At 45.4% G+C, this 22435-nt stretch carries 19 protein-coding genes and 3 tRNA genes; 14 read left to right on the top strand and 8 right to left on the bottom strand.

Annotation, left to right across the window (positions count from 1 at the left end; all coding sequences use genetic code 11):
- Nucleotides 1-78: 78 nt before the first annotated feature.
- Nucleotides 79-2580 (bottom strand): M1 family metallopeptidase, encoded by a 2502-nt coding sequence (locus tag LRM48_RS02490; RefSeq protein ID WP_243812334.1) that lies wholly within the window; start codon nt 2578-2580, stop codon nt 79-81.
- 20 nt (nt 2581-2600) lie between these two features.
- On the opposite strand from LRM48_RS02490, the gene LRM48_RS02485 reads away from it, so the two are divergent.
- The 7 genes from LRM48_RS02485 to LRM48_RS02455 all read left to right on the top strand — a co-directional run bounded on the left by LRM48_RS02485 (nt 2601) and on the right by LRM48_RS02455 (nt 10651).
- Nucleotides 2601-3290 (top strand): HNH endonuclease family protein, encoded by a 690-nt coding sequence (locus LRM48_RS02485; RefSeq protein WP_243812335.1) that lies wholly within the window; start codon nt 2601-2603, stop codon nt 3288-3290.
- A 36-nt stretch (nt 3291-3326) separates the two neighbouring features.
- Entirely contained in the window at nt 3327-3785 is a 459-nt protein-coding gene (locus LRM48_RS02480) for a GNAT family N-acetyltransferase (RefSeq protein ID WP_243812336.1), read from the top strand.
- Between the two features lie 116 nt (nt 3786-3901).
- A complete protein-coding gene (gene nusA / locus LRM48_RS02475) occupies nt 3902-5023 on the top strand; it encodes a transcription termination factor NusA (protein ID WP_243812337.1) in 1122 nt (373 codons plus the stop codon).
- Between the two features lie 40 nt (nt 5024-5063).
- Nucleotides 5064-7520 carry an ATP-dependent Clp protease ATP-binding subunit gene (locus LRM48_RS02470; RefSeq protein WP_243812338.1) on the top strand — a complete coding sequence of 819 codons (2457 nt, stop codon included), beginning with the start codon at nt 5064-5066 and terminating at the stop codon, nt 7518-7520.
- Nucleotides 7504-8484, top strand: coding sequence for a hypothetical protein (locus tag LRM48_RS02465; protein ID WP_243812339.1), 981 nt, complete (start codon nt 7504-7506; stop codon nt 8482-8484). Before LRM48_RS02470 ends, LRM48_RS02465 begins: the two co-directional genes overlap by 17 nt.
- Entirely contained in the window at nt 8484-9833 is a 1350-nt protein-coding gene (gene radA, locus LRM48_RS02460; protein WP_243812340.1) for a DNA repair protein RadA, read from the top strand. The genes LRM48_RS02465 and radA overlap by 1 nt, the downstream gene beginning before the upstream one ends.
- An 11-nt stretch (nt 9834-9844) precedes the next feature.
- Nucleotides 9845-10651: a PIN/TRAM domain-containing protein gene (locus LRM48_RS02455; RefSeq protein WP_243812341.1), complete on the top strand. Its 807-nt coding sequence runs from the start codon at nt 9845-9847 to the stop codon at nt 10649-10651.
- A gap of 5 nt (nt 10652-10656) precedes the next feature.
- Here the strand turns inward: LRM48_RS02455 and LRM48_RS02450 are convergent, their stop codons facing one another.
- On the bottom strand, nt 10657-13317 hold the full coding sequence (locus LRM48_RS02450; protein WP_243812342.1) for a transglycosylase domain-containing protein: 2661 nt from the start codon (nt 13315-13317) through the stop codon (nt 10657-10659).
- Nucleotides 13318-13390: 73 nt separating this feature from the next.
- Here LRM48_RS02450 and tyrS point away from each other — a divergent pair, with 73 nt between their 5' ends.
- From tyrS to rsmD, 5 genes are read left to right on the top strand one after another with little or no spacing between them, the layout of a single operon-like run.
- A complete protein-coding gene (gene tyrS / locus LRM48_RS02445) occupies nt 13391-14611 on the top strand; it encodes a tyrosine--tRNA ligase (protein WP_129744469.1) in 1221 nt (406 codons plus the stop codon).
- The gene (locus LRM48_RS02440) at nt 14611-15366 is read left to right on the top strand and encodes an HAD-IIB family hydrolase (protein WP_243812343.1); all 756 of its coding nucleotides are present in this window, start codon (nt 14611-14613) and stop codon (nt 15364-15366) included. Before tyrS ends, LRM48_RS02440 begins: the two co-directional genes overlap by 1 nt.
- Complete coding sequence (gene recG / locus LRM48_RS02435; RefSeq protein ID WP_129744467.1) at nt 15367-17409, top strand: ATP-dependent DNA helicase RecG; 2043 nt, start codon at nt 15367-15369, stop codon at nt 17407-17409.
- A 1-nt stretch (nt 17410) separates the two neighbouring features.
- Nucleotides 17411-18235, top strand: a complete 825-nt coding sequence (locus LRM48_RS02430) for a hypothetical protein (RefSeq protein ID WP_129744466.1) — start codon at nt 17411-17413, stop codon at nt 18233-18235.
- On the top strand, nt 18210-18767 hold the full coding sequence (rsmD, locus tag LRM48_RS02425; protein WP_248286631.1) for a 16S rRNA (guanine(966)-N(2))-methyltransferase RsmD: 558 nt from the start codon (nt 18210-18212) through the stop codon (nt 18765-18767). Before LRM48_RS02430 ends, rsmD begins: the two co-directional genes overlap by 26 nt.
- Nucleotides 18768-18850: 83 nt before the next feature.
- Here rsmD and LRM48_RS02420 read toward each other — a convergent pair whose 3' ends face one another.
- The gene (locus LRM48_RS02420; protein ID WP_426303669.1) at nt 18851-19069 is read right to left on the bottom strand and encodes a hypothetical protein; all 219 of its coding nucleotides are present in this window, start codon (nt 19067-19069) and stop codon (nt 18851-18853) included.
- A 157-nt stretch (nt 19070-19226) separates the two neighbouring features.
- On the opposite strand from LRM48_RS02420, the gene LRM48_RS02415 reads away from it, so the two are divergent.
- Complete coding sequence (locus tag LRM48_RS02415) at nt 19227-19541, top strand: hypothetical protein (RefSeq protein WP_243812346.1); 315 nt, start codon at nt 19227-19229, stop codon at nt 19539-19541.
- 13 nt (nt 19542-19554) lie between these two features.
- On the opposite strand, the gene LRM48_RS02410 is transcribed toward LRM48_RS02415, so the two are convergent.
- The 5 genes from LRM48_RS02410 to LRM48_RS02390 form a co-directional block, all read right to left on the bottom strand.
- A complete protein-coding gene (locus LRM48_RS02410; protein ID WP_243812347.1) occupies nt 19555-21141 on the bottom strand; it encodes an alpha-amylase family glycosyl hydrolase in 1587 nt (528 codons plus the stop codon).
- A 45-nt stretch (nt 21142-21186) separates the two neighbouring features.
- Nucleotides 21187-21663 (bottom strand): DUF4396 domain-containing protein, encoded by a 477-nt coding sequence (locus tag LRM48_RS02405; protein WP_243812348.1) that lies wholly within the window; start codon nt 21661-21663, stop codon nt 21187-21189.
- Nucleotides 21663-21950: a metal-sensitive transcriptional regulator gene (locus LRM48_RS02400; RefSeq protein WP_243803686.1), complete on the bottom strand. Its 288-nt coding sequence runs from the start codon at nt 21948-21950 to the stop codon at nt 21663-21665. Before LRM48_RS02400 ends, LRM48_RS02405 begins: the two co-directional genes overlap by 1 nt.
- Before the next feature lie 102 nt (nt 21951-22052).
- Nucleotides 22053-22128 (bottom strand) — tRNA-Gly (locus LRM48_RS02395).
- Between the two features lie 49 nt (nt 22129-22177).
- Nucleotides 22178-22253, bottom strand: a tRNA-Phe gene (locus LRM48_RS02390).
- 67 nt (nt 22254-22320) lie between these two features.
- On the opposite strand from LRM48_RS02390, the gene LRM48_RS02385 reads away from it, so the two are divergent.
- A tRNA-Gly gene (locus LRM48_RS02385) sits at nt 22321-22395 on the top strand.
- Nucleotides 22396-22435 lie beyond the last annotated feature (40 nt).

The raw sequence follows: 22435 nt of genomic DNA, 5'->3' as shown, positions 1-22435 counted from the left end.
AGCTAATATATATATCACTAATAGAACAAAATGTCAATAGATTTTGTCAAAAACCGTAAAATAATGCGACCAAATTATTTACAACTCGGAAATAACCGCCTCTTTGTCTCGTTTAATCAGCTCAGCGCGTGCGGATATTTCGGTAATTCCCAGCTTAATCGTTCTGGTGAGGGCTGGAATATTTTCCATCGGTTCAAAGAATTGTTGAAAATCGTTAAGTTCGTTGGTTGTCAGTAGGGCTGTAGCTGCATAGCGAATGAAATCGTCGTAACTTTTATCTTCGCCAAACGTATCTTCGACCCACGCCCAGTTTTTCTTTAACCAATTCCACGCAATCTGACGGCTTTCTCTGGTGCGAATCAAATACACAAACCAACGGCTGGCGTCTTGTGGGCGGATAATATTGGAATCTTTAATGTTGGCAAGAATTTTTTCTGCCGTTTCAGGGTTTTTGGTGGAAGTTAGTCCAATTGCAATATCATTCTGCAGATCATTTGACGGCGTGTTTTTATATGCGGCAAAGAGATTTTCAATCATCTCTGGCGTCTCGAAATGTCTTACGTTTGCACTGATAATTAAAGCTCGAATTTCTGTCGGTAAGTCTTCCAGTTTATTATTGTCAAAACGCGTTTTCGCCTCGTTCAAAACTTCTTCATCTTCGCTATACATCATCAAACTCAAAGCCGTGGTGCGTCGTTCGCGGTCGTCATCAGATTCTCCAGCTTTTTCATCCCAGCCCAATTCCTCAAATGTGGCGCGCGCAAATTCTCCAGAAATTCGCTTTAATGAATCTCTGGCAGCGTCATTATCATCGACGAACTTCCGCAGCTCCGTCAAAGCACCAGCCGCCATCCCGAAGACTTTTTCGTTGGTTTCGGTTTTTAGCGACAATGCTAATGGAAGTAGTGATGCCGAGTTTTCAAATCCAGCGCGGGCGAGTATCGTCGCGTCTTGTAAGATGCAAATCTTGTCCAAGGTTGGCAATTCCGTAATGTTCTTCAATAAATATTCGCGAGTGGATTTGTCATATTTGGTGACGAAGTGGGCGCTTAAGCCGCAGTTTAATTGCAATGGCTTTTCAATAGAAACGGTAACTTCTTTTTGATCCAAGATTTTTACGTCAAGCGGTTGGTTTGCGAATAATGGAATCGGCCATAACGCGTCGGATGGTTGGTGTTCGCCGATGAAGAATCGTTCCTGACTTAAAGTCGCCGCGTCGTGACTGCTTGAAACTGATACGACAGGAAGGCCAGGTTGGGAAATCCAGGCGTTCATTAAATTGACGATTGGCTGACCGCTCGCTGATTCCAATTCTTGCCATAAATCATTTCCGACGGTGTTTTTATATGCGAATTTTTCAAAATATGATTTAAGTCCAGCGCGAAATGCCTCTTCGCCGATAAGTTTTCTAACCATAACAAGCAACCGTCCGCCTTTGGCGTAAACGATTGCTGGGTCGAACAAAGTGCTGATTTCGTCTGGATGATTGACGTCGGCTTGAACCGATTGAACGCCGTCCAAGCTGTCGCGTCTGAGCGCGGCCGTTACTTCGTTCGTGGCAAAATCTTCCCACATATGCCAATCTGGTTGAAGTGCGTCAATTGCTACATATTCCATCATATTGGCAAAGCTTTCGTTGAGCCACAAGTCATTCCACCACTGCATGGTAACCAAATTGCCAAACCATTGATGGCTGAGCTCGTGCGCGATAACCGTGGCAATGAAGCGCCTGGATGATTCTGGGGTCAATTCTGGGTCCGCAAGCAAACAGCTTTCGCGGTAAGTAATTAATCCCCAGTTTTCCATGGCGCCAGAAGAAAAGTCGGGAAGGGCGACGTGATCGGATTTTGGCAATGGATATTTGACGCCGAAATATTCATCATAAAAATCAATTGAACGAGTGGCGATGTCTAACGCAAAATCTAATGTATTTTCATTCTGAGCTGGCGTTGCCCAGACGCTAACCTCGACACCAGATTCGGTGCGAGCAGATTTTTTGTGCAATTCACCGATGACGAAAGCTAGAAGATAACTGCTCATTCGTGGGGTTTTCTCGAAAGTTGTTGTGAGTGAATCGCCATTTTCTTCTTCGCTTTTTACGGGCATATTTCCCAAAACCGTTATCTTTGGGCGAGTTATTAGCGTCAAATCATATTCAGCTTTAGCGGCTGGCTCATCAACGCAAGGGAAAACTTCACGCGTGTGATGTGATTCAAATTGAGTTGCGAAAAGCTGTTTTTTAACGCCGTCGTGAGTAAAGTAGCAAGGATATAATCCGTGCATTGCGTCAGTGATGTTTCCGGAAAAATCGATGCGAATTGTGTGCTTTCTGTTTTTAAGGTTCGGCTGAGATAATCTCAATTCATCAAACTCGCCAAATGAGACGTCGGCAGGCTGATTGTCGATTGTGGCTGATTGAATTGTTAAGCCTTTGGAATGTAGCGAAATTGATTCGCTGGTGGACTCGCCAGAAATGATAACTGTGCCAGAAAATTCTTTTTCCTCGGCGCGCGTTAAATCGAGAGTTAGGTTGTAATGATTTGGTGTGAATGTGTCAAGTAGGCGTGGAACTTTAGTCATAATTTAATTATAATACAGTCATGAGGGTGAATAAAATACGACGTCGGCAAGTGGTGATTGCGCTGGTAATTTTGGTGGCTGGTGTGGCGGTTTGGGCTTCGCGAATTTCACAACCCGAACCTCAGACAATTCAAACCTCAACGCAACGAGAATTATTTGGCAATTCGAACGCCAAATCGGAATTGGAAAAGATAGAAGTTAAAGGACGTGCGCCAAAGACTGGCTATTCCAGAAAGCAATTCGGCAACGGCTGGGGTAAGATTAACGGCTGCTCTGTGCGGGAAGTGATTCTGGCTCGAGATTTGACGGATGAGAAAATTGACGAAAAATGTCGAGTTTTGTCGGGTGTGCTGAATGATCCATACACTGGTCGAACAATCCAATTTCAGCGCGGCGAAAAAACTAGCTCTAAGGTTCAGATTGATCATGTCGTGGCTTTGAGCGATGCTTGGCAGAAGGGTGCGCAGCAAATTTCTCCAGAAGAGCGAGAGAAATTGGCGAACGATCCGTTAAATCTGTTGGCGGTTGACGGTCCAGCAAATCAAGCCAAAGGTGACGGCGACGCGGCAACTTGGCTGCCGAGTAATAAATCTTTTAGGTGCCAATATATTGCGCGACAAGTGGCCGTGAAGCGAAAATATCGCTTGTGGGTGACGGAAGCTGAGAAAAGCGCGATGTCGGGAATTCTGGAAAAGTGTGTAGAAGTATAATATTGACAAAATGTGTTTTTATGATAAAATGATAGAATGAATTCTGAAATATACCTTACTAAATTGTCGGTGAATGATGATGAGGCTTTGGAGCGGGCGGCTTTGGCTCACTCGGAGTCTGTTTTAGGCTGCGAGTTCACGAATGGCGCGAAAAAGGATTTAATAGAATATATAGAAGATATGAATAATTACTATGGTAGCGATGTATTTGCTATCGATGCTTCTGGTGAAGAATTGTCGTTTGGGCTTATGACTGTATACTCTAATGATGACGGCGAAATTACGATAGAAGATCTTTTTGTTAGGGAAGCTGCGCGCAAGCGAGGAATTGGTCGGGCGGCTATTAAAGCTTTAGCTAGTGAATATCCAGATGCGCATGCCGTCAAATTGTACTCCTTGAAATCTGCTGAAGGATTTTACCAAAGAATTGGATTTGATCAGATATCGCCGGCTGATAATAAATGTTTATCTCTTTGGCGAAAAGAATTGGATTGACAGAATAAAATCTTTCCGCTACAATAAGAGAGTACTAATCCGGCCGGCAGGTCGGAGTTTTTCGTTTATGGAAGTTTGAGACGGAAAAAGATATAATTAATAAGAAGGAGAATGTAATGGAAGATTTGAACATTAAGCAGTTGACGTTGGCAGTGCGTACGATTGCTGAGGAAAAAAACTTGCCAGAAGAAACAGTTTTGAGCGTGATTGAGCAGGCGATTGCGGCGGCTTGGCGTCGTGATAACGGCACGCGAGATCAGTTGGTTCGTGCTAGCTTGAATATCAATAATGGTACGGCTGTCGTGTCGGTTGTTAAAACTGTTGTTGACGAAGTTGAGAATGATGCCAATCAAATCGATCTAGAGGAAGCTAAGGAGATAGATCCTGCGGCTGAACTTGGCGGTGAAGTTGTGATGGAAACTCATAACGTGACGACTTTTGGTCGAGTTGCGGCTCAGACTGCTAAGCAAGTGATTTTGCAGCGTTTGCGTGAAGCTGAGCGTGAAGTTGTCTTGGCGGAATTTGAAGATAAAATCGGTACGGTTGTTATTGGTACGGTTCAGCGAGTTGAGCCACGTGTCGTGCGAATTGAACTTGGCAAGGCTGTTGGAATTATGCCTCAGAGTGAGCAAATTCCTGGCGAATATTACGGTGTTGGTCGTCGAATTAAGGTTTATATTAAGGACATTGAGCGCGAAGGTCGCGGTCCGCAATTGATTCTTAGTCGCGGCAATGAAGAATTTGTACGATTCTTGTTCAATCAAGAAGTCCCAGAGATGGAAACTGGTGCGGTTGAGATTAAGGCAATCGCTCGCGAAGCTGGTCGCCGAACCAAATTGGCGGTTTCTTCAGCGCTACCTGGCGTTGATCCAGTTGGTACGTTTGTTGGTGGTCACGGCGCCCGCGTTCAGGCTGTGATGAATGAAATTGGCGAGCAGGAAAAAATTGACATTATTCCATATGAGGAAGATGCAGCTGGATTTATTGCTAATGCAATGAGCCCAGCAGAGGTTTTGAGCGTGACTGTCAATGAAGATGAGAAGCGTGCGACGGTTTATGTTAGCGAAGATCAGCAATCAATAGCAATCGGTCGCGCTGGACAGAACGTTCGCTTGGCAAGTCGATTGACTGGCTATGAGCTAGACATCGAAGCAAAAGCTCCTGTTAAGGCGGAGCCAAAACCTCGAAAGAATATTGAGGATAGCTTGATGAGCGTAGTTGAGGAGGTGGCGGAATAAGCTGCCTTCTGCGAATCGCCGAAAACGAAAGGAGGGCGATATGTCAGAAGATTTTTCTGAATTAGAACCTCGGCTGACGGAAACGGCTCGAGCCAGTTTGGGGCGGGCTGGTTTTCTGGCGCATAATGAGGGTAGTGAATATGTTGGCACGGAGCATATTTTGCTTGGTGTGTTGGCGCAGAATTCGTCGCTAGGCGCAAAGATTTTGGCGGAAAATGGCGTAACTTTGGATCGTGCGGAAATGGCGTTGAATCTGACCGCAAAGCCGCTGGTGATTACGATTGTAAGTAAGGGTTTGAGTGCTGAAGTTGTTGAATTGATAAGGATTGCTTGGCAATTAGCAGTCGAATTTGGGCAGGAAAAAATTGGCACGGAACATATCGTTTATGGAATGTTGCAACAGCACGAGGCGCGAGCTACTAAATTGCTGCGAGATATGAACGTTGACATTGATAATCTGCGTGGAAGTCTGGAAGATGTGTTTGATAAACAGCAATTTGAATCTCTTCAGAGCGAGCGCAGTACGGCGAGTAAAAATTCTGGCGATCTGCGAGTTTTGGAGAAATTCGGTGTCGATTTGACACGGCGCGCCAGCGAAGAATTTTTGGATCCGGTGATTGGTCGAGCGTCGGAAATTCAGCGAATGATCACGATTTTAGGTCGGCGGAGCAAGAATAATCCAGCACTAATTGGCGAACCTGGCGTCGGTAAAACTGCGGTCGTTGAAGGATTGGCACAAAGAATTGCTGATAATAAAGTCCCTGAATTTTTGAAAGGCAAGCGACTTTTTCAATTGGATTTGACGGCGATGATTGCTGGGACGAAATATCGCGGGCAATTTGAGGAGCGATTGCAAAAAGTTCTGGCGGTCGCCAAAAAACACCAAGAAGTTATTTTGTTTATTGACGAGTTGCATCTGTTGGTTGGCGCTGGTTCGGCCGAAGGCTCGATGGATGCGGCGAATGTATTGAAGCCAGCGTTGTCGCGAGGCGAGGTGCGACTAATTGGCGCGACGACGTTTGATGAATATCGAAAACATATCGAAAAAGATGCCGCGTTGTCACGGCGCTTCCAATCTGTGACGGTCAATGAGCCGTCTCCAGAAGAGGCGGTAGAAATGATGCGAGGATTGAGAGGAAAATTAGCTAAGCATCATCAAGTTCAAATTCCTGACGAAATGCTGACTGAGGCGGTGGATTTGAGCCAGCGTTACGTAACGGAGCGATTTTTGCCAGATAAAGCGATCGACGTGATTGACGAGGCGGCGAGTTTATTGAAGTCTAGTTCGCCAATAAAATTGTCACGTAAGGATAAGTTGGCTCGCCAAATTAAGCGATTGGCTGGAAAAATTGACGCCGCGGTCGAAGCTGAGGATTATGAAAAAGCCGCAGAGTTTAAGATGCAAATGAGGCAATTGGAATTACAAGCCGAAGCGCTGAAAGATGAAGCCAGCGATAAACCTGTGTTGACTGATGAATACTTGCGGCGAGCGGTTTCGGCAATGACGAATATTCCGATTGACAAATTATCGTTAAATCAGATGAAGGATTTGATTCGTCTGGAGAAGCGACTGAGTCAAAGTATTCTTGGTCAGAATGAAGCGATTGAGCAACTGGCACGCGCGATTCGTCGTAATAAAGCCGGGCTAAGTCGTCAGAGCGGGCCGCTTGGGTCGTTTATCTTTCTGGGTCCGACTGGAGTTGGTAAGACGGAATTGGCGCGAGTTCTAGCGCGGGAAGTTTTTGGCGGTGAGGATAGCTTGATTAAAATTGACATGAGCGAATTTTCTGAGCGTCACACGGCTAGTCGGCTGGTTGGTGCGCCGGCTGGTTATGTTGGCTATGAGGATGGCGGGAAATTAACGGATAAAGTTCGTCGTCGACCATATAGCGTGGTGTTGTTTGATGAAATTGAAAAGGCGCATCCTGACGTTCTGAATTTGCTTTTGCAGATTTTGGAGGACGGCAAGTTGAGCGATTCTCACGGACGAACGGTGAGTTTTCGGCAGACGATTATCATCTTGACGAGCAACGTCGGCGCTGAGCAAATGATTCAAGATTCGGAGCTGGGATTTGGCGCGTCTGGGCAGAAAAAGTTGGCTAGCGAAACTCGTCACGAGAAAAATTCACGCGCCGCTCTGCGTGAGCTTGAGGAATTTTTGCGTCCAGAATTGATTGGTCGATTTGATAACGTGATTACGTTTAAGCCGCTGTCTCGTTCGGTCGTGCGAAAGATTTTTGACAATCTCACGTCTGATTTGGTCAAGGCTGTCGCTCAACATGGAATGAAGCTTGATATTACTTCTTCGGCGAAGCGTTGGTTGATCGATCGAGGATTTGACGAGCAGCGCGGCGTGCGAGTTCTAAGGCGAACAATTCAGTCGGAGCTGGCGGATCCGCTGAGCGATGTTTTATTATCCAATAAAGCAAAACCTGGCGACACGCTGGAGGCTAAAATTGATAATGATAAGGTGGTGATTAATGTCAATCGTGCGTAAAATATTCAGCGTTCTCACGCCGATAATTGTACTTTCTGCTGCGGTTTTTGTGATGGCGAATCGTCAGCAAATTATTGATGAGATTACGCTGTGGCAATATAAGCCGAGTGCGGAAATTGTCGCTATCGCTTACCGCGTGAAAATGTCAGACACTGGCAGGAAAATGTTCTATGTTTCTAATCCACAAATCAAATCGGCGAATGAATTTAACGAAGATTGTCGGCGTGTGGAAAAGGGAAATGCGATTTTGGGTTGTTACAATCCGTCGTCTAGGGATATTTATATTTATAACGTGACCAATTTTGAGCTTGACGGCGTGAAGGAAGTGACGGCGGCGCATGAGATGTTGCACGCTGCTTGGGAAAGGTTGAGCGCGTCGGAGAAATCTCATTTGAGCGGGCTTTTGGAGCAGGCTTATAATAATGTGAAAAATAAGAAATTGTCCGAGCGGATGGAGTATTATGATCGTGCGCAACCTGGAACGAGAGCTAACGAGCTGCATTCGATTCTGGGGACGGAATTTGCCAATTTGGGCGACGAGCTGGAAGAATATTATCAACGATATTTTACTGATCGGTCTGAAGTCGTGAAATTGCACGCACAATATCAAGAAAAATTTGAATCCAGGGAAAATGAAGCTCAGAAGTTGAGTGAGTCGTTGAAGGTTCGAAAGGAAAAATTGAACAGAGAATTATCGCAATATTCAACTGATTTGGCGGATTATAATAGTCGCGTGGCGGACTTTAATCGACGAGCGGGCGTTAGTGGCGGATTCTTGTCACAGAGTGATTTTTATAGTCAACGCCAAGCCTTGAAAACGGAGCTCTCGGAGTTGAACGAAAGGCGTGCCAATTTGAATTCTGAGATCAATTCTTACAATTCCGATGTTTTGCGACTCAGGGAATTAGGCGTGCAGATTGATGAATTGAATAAAAGTTTGGATAGTTTGGAAGGAGCGAAATAATGGCGAAAGCTCGAAGTCAATTTATTTGTCAGCAGTGCGGAGCTAGCTTTTCAAAGTGGGCTGGTAGGTGTGAAAATTGCGGGGAATGGAATTCGCTAGTCGAGCAGGTCGTTTCTTCTGGCGGGTCATCTGTTGTCGATAAATCTGCTGGGCGCGGCAAGGTCTTAAAAACGTCTAGCATTCGTGAAGCTGCTTCTGAGTCTGGATTGGAGAGACTAAGCACTAGAATTGACGATTTGGATGCTGTTTTGGGCGGCGGTTTTCTGGTTGGCGGCGTGGTGTTGGTGGCGGGTCAGCCTGGAATCGGAAAGAGTACGCTTTTAGCGCAAGTTGCGGCACATATTGCCAAGACAAAATCGGTGTTATATGTAAGCGGCGAGGAATCGGTTTCTCAGGTGAAGCTTCGTGCGGAGCGTTTGGGCGCGGCTGATTCGGAAAAAATGCAGCTCGCCTCCAGTAATAGCGCGGAAGATATTGCGGCGTCAATTCAGCAAGGCGGATATGATCTGGCGATTGTCGATTCGGTTCAGACAATTTCTCTCAGCGAGATTTCCTCAGCTCCGGGGTCGGTTAGTCAGATCACCAATTCGTCGAATGTAATTATTCGTGCCGCCAAAGCTTCGGGCACGGCGGTGATTTTGGTTGGTCACGTTACCAAAGAAGGCTCGATTGCTGGGCCAAAGATATTGGAGCATTTGGTGGACGTTGTGCTGAATTTTGAGGGCGATCGATATGGCGGTTTTCGAGTTGTTCGAGCGCAGAAGAATCGATACGGATCGACTAACGAAGCGGCAATTTTTGAGATGGACGAGCAGGGACTAAGAATAGTGAAGAATCCGTCGGCGGAACTTCTGGCGGAACGTCAGAATCTGGATGGGTCAATTGTGCTGGCGACCATGGAAGGTGCACGTCCGCTTTTGGTAGAAATTCAGGCGCTAGTTAATCCGACGAATTTTGGCTATCCTAAGCGCACGGCGAGTGGTTTTGATTTGAATCGATTGAATTTGTTGGTGGCGGTTTTGGAGAAGCGAACGAAGTTAAAATTGGCGGACAAAGATATTTATGTCAATGTGGTTGGCGGATTAAAGCTGAATGATCCAGCTGCTGATTTGGCTGTGGCGATGGCGATTGCCAGTGCTAGCGCTGGGCGAAGTCTGGATGAAGATACTGTGGTGTTTGGCGAGATTGGTTTGGGCGGCGAGGTTCGCTCGGCGACGAATTGGCAAGCTCGAATTAAAGAGGCGAAGAAGCTGGGCTTCACTTATGCGATTGCGCCAAAAGTTCATAAAGATAAATTTATAAAAGGCGTCAGCGATATGCGGCAGGCGCTGATTGACTATTTACAATAGAAAGGGAAAAAATGAAAGATTTTTACGGATTGATAATAATTGTAATGTTGCTTGGCTTGGCGGTTGAGGTTTATTTCTTGGCGAAACCGCGACGAAATTCATCTGTGGGCGCGGCGCCGATTTTGGTCGACACGTCAGTACTCATGGATGGGCGAGTGACTGAGCTAGCGAAGACTGGATTTCTGCTGGGCAAAATTATTGTGCCAAGGAGCGTATTGACAGAATTGCAATTATTAGCCGACGGCGCAGATCATGACAAGCGTGAAAGGGCGCGATTTGGTATGGATGTCGTGAAGGAGCTTAAGGATATTTTGAAGTCTTCATTCGAGCTTTACGATGACAATATTCGCGTGCCGGAAGGCGTGGATTATCGCTTGTTGAAATTGGCGAAGGAGATGGACGCGGCAGTATTGACGCTTGATTACAACTTGAATAAGGTGGCGCAAGTTGACGGCGTTAAGGTTTTGAATATCAATGAGCTGGCGAAAAGTTTGAGGATGAGCTATTTGCCTGGTGACGAGCTGGATTTGGAGCTGTCGCAGAAGGGACAAGATTCTCATCAAGCAGTTGGCTATTTGAAAGATGGAACGATGGTGGTTGTTGAGAACGCCAAGCGCTACATTGGGCAAACGAAGAAAATTGAGATCATCCGAAGCTTGCAAACCGACGCTGGAAAAATGATGTTTGCGAAGCTTGTGGTTGAACAGAAAAAACCTGTAAAGCAGAAGACCAGCGTTCCTAAAAAACGCACAAATGGCCGCTCAAAAACATCAGCTCAACACGAGGCTGAGCTGATTAATTTGGTGAATAAACAATAGTTTATTTAGTTAACTTGGATGCTGCCAGTTGAAGTGGCGGTGTAATATGCAGAGTCTCTTACGGTTACAGAAATCGTGTGCGCTCCTGTCGTATCAAGCTCTACTGTGGCGGTCTGCTTGCCGCTTGAAGTAATTTCTGAACTCTTAATACTCTTTCCATCCACGGTAATTTCGATTGCCGATAAGCCCCAAGTTCCTGCTGTAACGTCGACATTTATCGTATATTTCTTACCACTGTTGGTGTATGATATCGCTCCAATTTGCGGTTTAGTGTCGTCACACTTGTGAACGTCATCTTCTGCGTTTGCGTCGTAACCTGAAGGAACGGTGATTGATTCTTTCTTAGTCAAAGGATCGATAATCTTTGTCACTTCAATCTCTTCCTTTGCGCCATCCGGAGTACAGTTTGTTGCCTTTTTCTTAGAGACTTTATCGAAGGTAATTTTCTCTGTAGACTGACTTTGTCTCTTATTCCACCATGACGGGTAGAGTTCACCGTTGACATTCTGGATTCCGCTTGGTCGCTCATACCATTGACCTGACTTCCATTTGCCTTCTTTGGCATAAACTTGGGTGTGGGCAAATTCCATAACGCTTCTAATCACCGGCATACCGTAGTTGGAGGCTGATGTACCAATCACGCTGGTGTCGGAGTTTCCGAGCCACATTCCCATAACCAGAGCTGGGCTGTAGTTGATAATCCAGAGGTCTTTTGGTTGCGAACCCTTGTCGGATGTACCAGTCTTTGCAGAGGTTCGAACGCCATTGACGCCCATCCAGCCGTGAAGTCCAGGGGTTCGGTCGGACAAGATGTCGTTCACGATGTATGCTGATTGCGAGTCGATAACTTGCTTGCCTTCATCTTTCCATTTTTTCAGAGTTTCACCTTGGCTGTTCTTTACTTCAATCACGCTTGAGACGTCTTTTTGGACTCCCATTCGCGCCAATGTTGAGTAAGCGTTCACCAATTCTGTTTGTTTGGTTCCACATGCGCCGATTGCCGCACCGAGTCCGTAACCGCCGGCATTCTCTTCCTGGCGGCAATAGTTGGTGTCGCCCATCCTGCGGATTCCCTCGACGACAGGTTTAGCGGATCCGTCGCCAACGATGTAAGCGGCTTTAATGGCTGGAACGTTTCGGGATAAGGCTAGCGCTCTTCGGATATTGATGGCGCCCATAAACTTATTGTCCCAGTTTCTTAGGGTTGCGCCGTACAGTTTATCAATGTTTTCATCAGCTAAGACCGTGCCGCTACCGTATGATTGCTTGCTGTCGTGTTTGTCGAATAATTGGGCAAAGACAAGCGACTTAATCGTGGAGCCTGGCTGAATATAGGAAACTGCGGCGTTGTCCTGACCGAAGCCAGTGTAATTAAAGTCGCGACTACCAACAAGCGCTACGATTTGTCCAGTTTGAACGTCCTCGACTGTTGCGGCGCCGTTACTAATTCGCACAGAATCTGGTCGACCCGTTGCAAAGAACGATTTCATTTCATTTTCAAGTTTCTCCTGAATTCGCCAGTCGAGGGTGGTTTTAATCGTCAATCCACCGCGTCCAACGACTGACTCGCCGAGTTCTTTACTCAACTGATTGCGAACCATCAATAGGAAGTGAGGAGCCTTAATATTCTCCAAGTGCTCGGTCTGTGGCTTAAGCGTGCTTAAAATGTCAATCTTTTTAGCTTTTTCAGCCTCGTCCTTGGTAATAACGCCTTGCTCGGCCATGTAGTCCAGAACTGTATGTTGTCGGGCAATCAAAGCCTTATTTCCGGCAGTGTTATACGGATTGTAGTAAGTCGGATTCTGTGGAATACCAGCAATTAGCGCCGCTTCCGCCAGTGTTAGATCTTTGGCGTGCTTTCCGAAGTACGTCTGAGCTGCAGACTCTGCGCCGTTACGACGACCGCCGTATGGAGACTCATTCAGGTATAATGACAGGATTTGATCCTTGCTGTACATACGTTCGACTTCAATTGCGAGGATGATTTCCTTGATCTTTCGAGGAATACCGCTAATTGATCGGTCGCCAGCCTCATCTGCGAAGAAAACCTGCTTGACGAGCTGCTGAGTCAGAGTCGATCCACCCTGAACTTGGCGGCGTGAAGCAGTCGAGAGCATTGCGCGCAACATACCGCTAAGACTGATGCCGTGGTGATTATAGAAGTTTCGGTCCTCAATTGCGACAGTGGCTTTTTTCAAATAGTCGCTAATCTGGTCAGATTCGACAACCAATTGATAATTGCCCGTACCTTTATCTTCCCAAAGCAAATTGTCATTGCGGTCGTAATATTTAGTGACGGTCGTTTGAACGCGCTTAGCAAGCTCACCAGGGCGAATTTTATCGAGGTCTTTACGGAAATAGGCGAACATTCCGCCGATAAGTAGCAACATCAACAAAATACCGACGCCAAGAATTTTCAGCGCCATCAGTCCGCCGCGCTTGGAGAACCAATATTTCGCTAGTCGCTTCGGATGTAATCGATAAAAGAATCGCTTTACGGGATGTTTCGGCAAAGTCGCCAAATATTCCGCTCGTTCGCGCGCGTCCTTATCTTTTTTAGTCTTATGTTTCTGCGCCAAATTGGCATATAAGTTCATCCGTTTCGACGGAGATTTCTTATCGCTCGAGCCGTGTCCGGCGGTGCTTATCGTAGTCTTTTTCTTCACAATTCTATTATATCACGCATATGTTTCGCTTCAATTGTAAAATTGCTATACTAATATGTAGAAAAGGAGTGATATGAAATTATCAGAAGAATTACAATGGCGTGGATTCTGGAATCAGACCACATTTACTGACGACAAACTTATCGATTCGGAGAATTTCACGCTCTATCTGGGGACGGATCCTTCGGCGGACAGTTTGCACGTTGGGCATTTGGCGGTTTATATGATGGTTCGGCATTTTTTGGAGCGCGGACATAAAGTGTTTTTGCTCGTTGGTGGCGGCACGGGAATGATTGGCGATATGCGCGATACAGAAGAGCGAAACCTGCTTTCGTACGAGGAAATTGAGCATAACAAGCAGGCCTTAAAATCCCAAGTTTCGAGGATTTTTGCTGGACGAGATTTTACTTTGGTTGATAATGCTGACTGGCTGGCTGATCTGGAATTGCTGCCGTTTCTTCGCGATATCGGTAAGAATTTCAATATGGCGGATTTGGTGAGCCGCGAATTTTTCAAGGCGCGCATTAATAATGGCAAGGGTTTGAGCTTTGCGGAATTCACTTACACGTTGCTTCAGGGTTATGATTTTTGGCATCTATTTAATCAATACGGAGTGAATCTGCAAATTGGCGGATCGGATCAATGGGGTAATTTATTATCCGGCGTGGATCTGATTCGTAAAAAAGAAAACACCGAAGTCTACGCAATGACTGCACCTTTGCTTATCAATAAGTCGACTGGTCGTAAATTCGGTAAATCTGAAGGTGGCGCGGTTTGGCTTGACGAAAATAAAACCAGCGTCTATAAATTCTACCAATTCTGGCTGAATGTTGATGACGAGAGTGCGATTGAATATATGAAGATATTTACGATGTTGGATCGCGATACAATCGAGGCCATCGCCGAAAATCACGCTGTTAATCCGGGTGCGCGTTCGGCACAGAAGGTTTTGGCGCGTGAAGTTACTGACATTGTTCACGGTAGCGCACGTCGTGAATCTGTTGAGCGCGTAACTGAAGTTTTGTTTGGCGGCGGCGATTTTAAGAAATTGTCGGACGATGATTTAGGTGCTTTGGCTGAAGAAATTCCTTGCGTTGATGCTGGAATTGATGTGATTGAAGCGCTGGTAGAATCTGGGGCGGTTGGCTCTAACGGCGAAGCAAAGCGATTGTTAAAATCTGGAGCCATTAGTCTAAACGGCGAAAAGCTTGCCGAAAATAAAGTCGTCAATGACACGTCGTTATTAAAGAAGGGTAAAAACACGTTCGTATTAATTATGGAAGGGGATGAATAATGAAGAAAATTATCGGTTTTGATTTGGATGACACATTGGCAATTACAAAATCGCCAATTAGCGATCGTATGGCGGGGATTCTTAGTCGATTACTTGAGAATTATAACGTTTGCGTGATTACTGGCGGCACGTTTCAACAGATAAAAAAGCAGGTGATTGATAGATTAAACGTTACTCCGGAGTTGCTCCAGAAGTTCCACGCGATGCCGACTTGCGGAACTCGATATTATCGATTTGACGCCGCTGATGACGAATGGAAAATTCAGTATGCGAATGATTTGTCTGACGAGCAAAAAACTCAGATAACTGCGGCGTTGGAAGAAGTTGCGAAGGAAATGGGCATTTGGTGCGAGAATCCTGCGGGTGAAATAATTGAAGATCGACATAGCCAAATTACTATGTCGGCTTTGGGTCAGCAAGCCACACCTGAAGATAAATATGCGTGGGCTGAAAAATATAAGGATGTCCGTCCGATATATCGCGACAAGGTGGCGGAAAAGTTGCCTGGGCTTGAGGTGCGAATTGGTGGCACGACCAGCACTGACATTACGCTTCCGGGAATTGATAAGGCTTATGGAATTGGCAGGTTGCTTGAATTGAACGGCTGGTCGAAAGAAGAAACGCTGTTCTTTGGTGACAAAATTGAAGAAGGCGGCAATGATTTTCCAGTGAAGCAAATGGATGTAGATTCAATCGGCGTGAGAGGCTGGGAAGATACGGCTTACGCCCTGGAAGGCATCAACGCTGTTTCGTAGATGAAATTAGCAACTCCTCTCGAGCAAATTAAAGGCGTCGGGCCGAAAACTGCTCAGGCTCTAGCGGCGGCTGGTCTTAAAACGATTTCTGACGCTTTGGGTTTTTTGCCACGAGCGTATGATGACTATTCAACTGCGGTTAATATCGCAGATCTTCAGCCGGGAAAAGTTACGGTTAAGGCGCGCTGCGAGTCGGTTTCGACACGTATTGTTCGGCGTGGACTTAGAATCACGACCGCGGTTTTGGCGGATAAATCGGGCAAAGTTAAGGCGGTTTGGTTCAATCAGCCTTACCGCGAAACGCAATTAAAATCTGATGCAGAATTTATTTTTTCTGGTCAATTTGGTATGCAATATAATCGCTATCAAATCAATAATCCGTCCGTCGAGCTGGCAAAAGAAATTGCCAAAACTGCTGCGGAAAATAATTCTGGAATTCAGCCAGTTTATAAATCTATCAAAAATCTCCGCCCAAAAACCGTGCAAGATTTGATGAAAAATATTCGTCCAATTATGGATTTTTTGCCCGAGACTTTGCCGGAAAATATTATTCAGCGCCAAAAATTGGTTAGTCGTTCTGAGGCGGTTAAGTTTCTTCACGCGCCAAAAACTCACGAGGAAATTTCCCGCGGTCGTGAGCGTCTGGCATTTGAAGAGTTGTTCGAGATGATATTGGCGGCACAATTTAACAAGCAGGAACAGACCAGATTAATAGGCTGGAAAATTCCGTTTAATAAGGCGGTCGTGAAGAGTTTTGTCGATCAATTGCCGTTTCCTTTGACGAACGCTCAGCGCCGAGCTGCGTGGCAAATTCTGCAAGATTTGGAGTCTGATCATCCGATGAATCGGTTGTTGCAGGGAGATGTTGGCTCGGGAAAAACTGTCGTTGCGGGATTGGTGGCTGCGGAAGTAGCGAAGGCTGGTTTTCAGACGGCAATTATGGCGCCGACGGAGATTTTGGCGCAGCAACACGCGAAGACGCTTGACGAGTTATTGTCGCCATTTGGTGTGTCTGTTGCGCTTCTGACGGGCCACGTGAAGGGTGCGGCGCGCAGTCAATTGTTGGATAATTTGGCTAGCGGTAACATTGACGTTGTGGTCGGCACACACGCGTTAATTCAGGAAAAGGTTGCGTATCATAAATTGGGGTTTGCGGTGATTGACGAACAGCACCGATTTGGCGTGAAGCAACGACAAGCTTTGTTGGAAAAGTCTGATTTTATGCCACATCTTTTAAGCATGACGGCCACGCCGATTCCGCGCAGTCTGGCGCTGACGTTGTATGGAGAGTTGGATATTTCTATTTTGGATGAATTGCCCTCTGGTCGCCAGCCGATTCAGACTAAGATTTGGTCGCCAGCATCAGCTCCGAAGCTTTACGAATCGATTAAAAATGAGTTAGCTAAAGGTCGCCAAGCTTACGTTATTTGTCCGTTGATTGATGATAATCCAGATAATGATAAAAAATCGGTGGAGGCGGAATATAATAAATTGTCCAAGACTATTTTCAGCCATCATCGAGTTGGGTTGTTGCACGGAAAGCTTCCTGCTGAAGAAAAAGCTGAAGTGATGCAGAAATTTGCGGACGGCGAGCTGGATATGCTAGTTAGTACGACTGTGGTTGAGGTTGGTGTGAATGTGCCGAATGCGACAGTGATGTTGATTGAGAATGCGGATAATTTTGGATTGAGCCAATTGCATCAATTACGCGGACGAGTTGGACGCGGGAAACATCAGAGTTTTTGTCATTTGATGATGAGCGGCCATGATAAGCCGAGCCAACGACTTCGGGAGATTGAGAAATCGCAGGATGGATTTTATTTAGCGGAGGTTGATTTGAAATTACGTGGACCTGGCGAGATTTACGGCAAAATGCAACACGGTGATTTGAACTTGAAAATTGCTTCGCTGGCGGATACGGCACTAATTGCTCGCGCTCAATTCGAAGCTGAACGCTTTGTCAAAGAGGGGCAAGATTTGCTACAATATAACCATCTGGCGCACGCCGTCAGTCGCTATCAGCGATTAACTGTTTTAAATTAATATGTACGCAGGAACAACAATTAGGGATAGCTCTGGTCGATTTATTGGCGTCCACCAAAAAATAGATCGAGTTGCAAGGAGAAATATAAAACCAATTCTTCCGGATTGGTGTGATTTTCCTGATATTAAAAACATTCTTCATTTTGAGGGTAAGAATGGCCCTGATGGCGTCAAGCGAAAAAGTCCAGCTGTGGACGAACCGTGGCATTTTATAAATCCAGACGATCCGAATGACACTGCGCTTTTGGAGATGATTGACGGACATATTGGCAATTTAGCCCGAGCACTACGAACGAATAATTCCGAGCGAGCAGCGTTTGAGGCGGCTTGGATGGCGCATGCGATTACCGATGGTTTGACTCCAGCGCATCATTTTCCTCTGGAACAAGCTATGGCGGAACTTCGCGGTGGTGAAGGGTTGGAGACGCGAACCTCAATTTTGAAGAAAAATCTCATGAAGGGCGATAATGGAATTGAACTGATTAAGAACAACTGGAAATTCTGGGGCGCCAAAGGTATGATGACGACGCACGTGGCGTTTGAGGCTGGCGTAGCTAGCGTGGTATCGTATCCGCGTTTTAAGGATTCAATTCCGAGCGACGATGAGATATTGCAAGTGAAAAATCACGGCTATCGTGAGTATTATTTGGACCAAGTTCACGCCGTGGCATCGATGAAAATGTATGACAATTTTAGCAAGAGCGGCTGGACAACAGACCTTGCTTGGCAGACAAATCACGAGCTGATGCCGATTATTATAAAGTCGGTGATGTTGGGTTGGCTGGCGTCCGTTTGGAAACTTGAGGCAGAAAAAAGTGAGAGTTAGGATTATCTCTGGCGAATTTGGCGGACGATTCATAAAAACTCCGCCCGGCTCAACGACGCATCCTATGGGCGAGAGAGTGCGCTCGGCTATGTTCAATTCGCTAGGTGAATCGATACGCGGCGCGCGGGTTTTGGACGCTTTTGCGGGATCTGGTGCTGTTGGGCTAGAGGCATTAAGTCGCGGCGCAGAGTCGGCGGTTTTCGTGGAGCGAGATCGGGTCGCTCAGCGAGTAATTGCTGAAAACATAAGTATTTTGGGTGTCGAAGAAAAATCTATTGTAATAAAAACAACGATAGCAAATTGGTTGGAAAGCGCGAGCTCAACAGGGGAGTTTGATATTATTTTTGCCGATCCGCCATACCATAATCCACAGTTTTCCACAGTTTCCAAGTTAATGAGACTACTCAAACCGGGTGGAACTATGATATTATCACATCCAGGAATAGGTGAGGTGCCGGTTCAAGACAAAACTGTTGTGGTGGACAGTCGTAGTTATGGGGAGGCGCACCTCACCAAGTTCCTACGATTGTAAAAATACAGTATGACTTAATAATCTCGTTCTGATGTTTGTCAGGACGATTTTTGTTGTATAGCAAAATTTCTGGGTTTTTACGGCTATAGAGCCACTGTGTATTTAGATGCGCTTTCCGTACGTCGTCGCAATTCACTATTTATATCTTCAAGTATGGAAGTTGCCTCATCTACGCTTAGTTTTCTTGCTCGTAATTGCTCGACTATATCTGAATGTAGTTTTAGCAATTCTTCCATCAATAAGGCCTCCAGTAAGGCTCCTTTTCCTTTTGCGTCACAGACTTCTCTTCTGTTGATTTCCATTGTTTATATTTTATAATAATTATTCTATTAATGCAAGCGGCAAACTGATGATGGGGCTGTTTCGTTTAATGGTGTTGTGAAGTTAACTCTACCGCTACATCTGGTGGTGTCGTATAATGGTTTATAGACAAAGTAAAAAGAGGAGGAGTGTAGAGAAATGCTGTACGATGGTCATGTTAATTGTGGGGCAGATATTCTGAGTGAAGATACTTCTGACGAATCGGATAAATATAAATATTACGAAGAAATTGCAAATGATGAAGATTTGCAAAGAAGTGTCGGCAGCGAAGAGCTAGGGGGTGATACGACAGAATCTAGCCAAAACAGTGATGATTGCTATCTAGACTTAGAAGCTCTCACCGAGGCTGCTAATGACAAGGAAATTAAAGAGAATATGGCTAGGTTGGCGACTGAATGCGCGGGTCTCTATCCCATAGAGGAGTGCGATACTGAAGATGGAACCTTATTCTAGTTGAGTGTTTTTATTACTGGACAATAAGTAAAACTCCGCAATATCCTGGAATTATCATTTGGAGATTTTCTGCGGTAATTGAATCGACAGAGTGAGTTGAGGCAATGATCTTGGCGTTTTCTGGAGTGGAAAAGCTTTGTTTCTCGTCTGCGAAATTGATGAAAATATAAGCACGTTGACCAGCCATCTCTTTTTTTAACCCGAGAATAAATCCGTTGCCCATGTTTTGCACGATGCTCAAATTGCCATTTTTAAGAATTGGGAAGGTTTGGCGTAATTTTAGCAGCTTTCGGTGCATATTAAGCAGAGAATCGTTTGTGATTTTTTCGCTATCAACGTTAATTTTCGTGCGATTTTCATTAACGGGAAGCCAAGGTTTTGCACTTGAAAAGCCCGCAAATTGCGAATCATTCCATTGCATCGGCGTGCGTTCCAAATCTCGGCTATCAACAACAGAATTGGCAGGACTAAAATTATCTTGAATGTCATCAGCGGTCAATTCTCCGTTTGTCATGCCAATTTCGTCGCCGTAATACACTACGCTAATTCCTGGAGTGAGGAGATTTAAGAAGCTGAGAGCGCGGGCACGTTCTTCGCCCAATCTGGAGGCGACTCGCGGCTGGTCATGATTTCCGATGCAAAAAAATGGCGTGGTTGAGTTCGCTGATTGTAGGTAATTATCGATTTTTTTCTCAATATTTTTAGCGTGCCATTCGTTGTCGCGATATTCCATAAAAAACGCCGAGGCTTTTGGGTGGACTGTCAGGATCTGGCTGTATTGATGATAAATATCGCCCAGCTCATCGTCGGGATAAAATTCAAACACCATTTGCTTGTCGTCATATTTGTCGCAGACTGACGCCAATTCTTGCAAATATTCCTGAAAATGCGGTCCCATTTTACAGTGGTCGTGGATAAACGCTCCGTAATCGTTTGGATTGCCATAAAAATCAGGATTTGGAGAATCATCTTTAAAGTCGGGGTCTTTGGAAATTCCCCAAATTGCATCGACGCGCATTCCATCGACGCCCATATCAAACCAAAATCGCACTATGTTTTTCATTTCAGCACGCACTGCGGGATTGTCCCAATTCAGATCTGGCTGCGTTTTTAAGAACGAATGCAGGTAAAATTGCCCGGTGAGTTCGTCAAACTCCCAAGAACTGCCGCCAGACAAACTTCGCCAATTGTTAGGCTCGCTATTATCTTTTCCATCACGCCAGACATAATAATTACGCTTGGGGTTATCGCGTGAAGATCTGGATTCTTGAAACCACGGATGTTGGTCTGAAGTGTGGCAGGGAACGAGGTCGATCATAACTTTAATGTCGAAATCGTGGGCTTTTTTAAGAAGCGCTTGGAAATCGTGCATTTTTCCGAAAGTCGGATCAATAGCTCGATAATTTGCGATATCATAACCAAAGTCGGTCAGCGGTGATACGAAGAATGGGGAAATCCAAATCGAATCGATGCCCAGCCATGATAAATAATTCAGCTTCTCGGTAATGCCGTTCAAATCGCCAATTCCATCGCCATTCGTATCCAGAAAACTGCGCGGATAAATTTGATAAAGAGAGGCGACATCTTGCCAAGTTTTCATGATTTAAGTATAAGCGAGATGAGAGGGAAAATCAAAATAAATAAATTACATGTGATGATAATGATGAGTCAACGCGTGACCTTTGCCTCGGCGTAACAAATATAGATTGACAGGATATGATACGGCAAACGCGGCGAGCATACAAATTAGCCGACTAACCCAATAAATCGGATGAGCTAAGTTCTTATCCATGGCGCCCGGAATGATTAGCATGATTATGTTGTCTACGACGGTCATTGACAGTATGGATAGTGTGTCAGCGGCGAAAACTAACTTTAAGGATTTTATGAGCGATAATTTGGCACGTACTAACGGTATGATTGATGCGGTGTAGCCGGAGATGAAAGCTAAGACTGACGCTAAAATAACCGTGGTATGTGGCGCAAATCCAGCGTGTGTGCCGATGGTAACGCCAACCATCTCACCAATCATACATCCCGCCAGACAGTGTAAACTTGCCGCTAGCGCCATACGTTTGGTTGAATTTTTTGTATTGCAATGATTATGAGATTCGTGATTCATTATTTTGTCCTTATGTTATTTAATTCATATAGATTGAGTAATTCTTCTATCGCTTTACTCTGTTGAGCTTTGTCACCGGACGCCATCTTATCGGCAATGTGTGTGCGGAGATGTCGCTCCAGAATAAGTTTATTAAGCGACGCTAATGACTTTTGTATTGCTAGACTTTGGGTCAAAACGTCCATGCAATAAGCGTCGTCGGTGATTTGTTTCTCGAGTCCGCGCATTTGTCCTAATATAATCTTTGTGCGATGCAGGGCTCGCAGTTTGATGTCTGCTGTATTCATAAAATAATCATATACCCCCTGGGGGTATTATGTCAAATGTAATTAGCTATCTAAGGATCAACATACGAAAAAACCACCCGTTTGGATGGCTAAATATCGAATTGGTGCGGGTAAGGAGACTCTAACTCCTGGCCTCTTCCATGGCAAGGAAGCGCTCTAACAACTGAGCTATACCCGCATGTTGTTCACGATTTATTGTAGCAAAGTCGTGAATGAAATGCAATATTTGGTGGCTCCTCCCAGACTTGAACTGGGGACACAAGGCTCTTCAGGCCTCTGCTCTACCAACTGAGCTAAAGAGCCACAAACTTGCTATTTAATTGTACTAAAGTTGTCGCCATCTGGCAAGGGTGTTATAATTTTATCGAGCGCGGGTGTCGTATAGCGGCTATTATGTGACCTTCCCAAGGTTGAGATGGGAGTTCGACTCTCCCCATCCGCACCAGAAATCATAAAGCACTCCGTAAAATTACAGAGTGCTTATT

This window comes from Candidatus Nanosynbacter sp. TM7-008, from assembly GCF_022828245.2.
GTDB lineage: Bacteria > Patescibacteriota > Saccharimonadia > Saccharimonadales > Saccharimonadaceae > Nanosynbacter.
Note: the sequence above shows the minus strand (reverse complement) of the source record. Positions and strands in the feature narration are given on the sequence as shown.

Coding starts and splice junctions, on each gene's coding strand:
- LRM48_RS02490 (WP_243812334.1), bottom strand. CDS start 2,580: ATGACTAAAGTTCCACGCCTACTTGACACATTCACACCAAATCATTAC.
- LRM48_RS02485 (WP_243812335.1), top strand. CDS start 2,601: ATGAGGGTGAATAAAATACGACGTCGGCAAGTGGTGATTGCGCTGGTA.
- LRM48_RS02480 (WP_243812336.1), top strand. CDS start 3,327: ATGAATTCTGAAATATACCTTACTAAATTGTCGGTGAATGATGATGAG.
- nusA (WP_243812337.1), top strand. CDS start 3,902: ATGGAAGATTTGAACATTAAGCAGTTGACGTTGGCAGTGCGTACGATT.
- LRM48_RS02470 (WP_243812338.1), top strand. CDS start 5,064: ATGTCAGAAGATTTTTCTGAATTAGAACCTCGGCTGACGGAAACGGCT.
- LRM48_RS02465 (WP_243812339.1), top strand. CDS start 7,504: ATGTCAATCGTGCGTAAAATATTCAGCGTTCTCACGCCGATAATTGTA.
- radA (WP_243812340.1), top strand. CDS start 8,484: ATGGCGAAAGCTCGAAGTCAATTTATTTGTCAGCAGTGCGGAGCTAGC.
- LRM48_RS02455 (WP_243812341.1), top strand. CDS start 9,845: ATGAAAGATTTTTACGGATTGATAATAATTGTAATGTTGCTTGGCTTG.
- tyrS (WP_129744469.1), top strand. CDS start 13,391: ATGAAATTATCAGAAGAATTACAATGGCGTGGATTCTGGAATCAGACC.
- LRM48_RS02440 (WP_243812343.1), top strand. CDS start 14,611: ATGAAGAAAATTATCGGTTTTGATTTGGATGACACATTGGCAATTACA.
- recG (WP_129744467.1), top strand. CDS start 15,367: ATGAAATTAGCAACTCCTCTCGAGCAAATTAAAGGCGTCGGGCCGAAA.
- LRM48_RS02430 (WP_129744466.1), top strand. CDS start 17,411: ATGTACGCAGGAACAACAATTAGGGATAGCTCTGGTCGATTTATTGGC.
- LRM48_RS02420 (WP_426303669.1), bottom strand. CDS start 19,069: ATGGAAATCAACAGAAGAGAAGTCTGTGACGCAAAAGGAAAAGGAGCC.
- LRM48_RS02415 (WP_243812346.1), top strand. CDS start 19,227: ATGCTGTACGATGGTCATGTTAATTGTGGGGCAGATATTCTGAGTGAA.
- LRM48_RS02410 (WP_243812347.1), bottom strand. CDS start 21,141: ATGAAAACTTGGCAAGATGTCGCCTCTCTTTATCAAATTTATCCGCGC.
- LRM48_RS02405 (WP_243812348.1), bottom strand. CDS start 21,663: ATGAATCACGAATCTCATAATCATTGCAATACAAAAAATTCAACCAAA.
- LRM48_RS02400 (WP_243803686.1), bottom strand. CDS start 21,950: ATGAATACAGCAGACATCAAACTGCGAGCCCTGCATCGCACAAAGATT.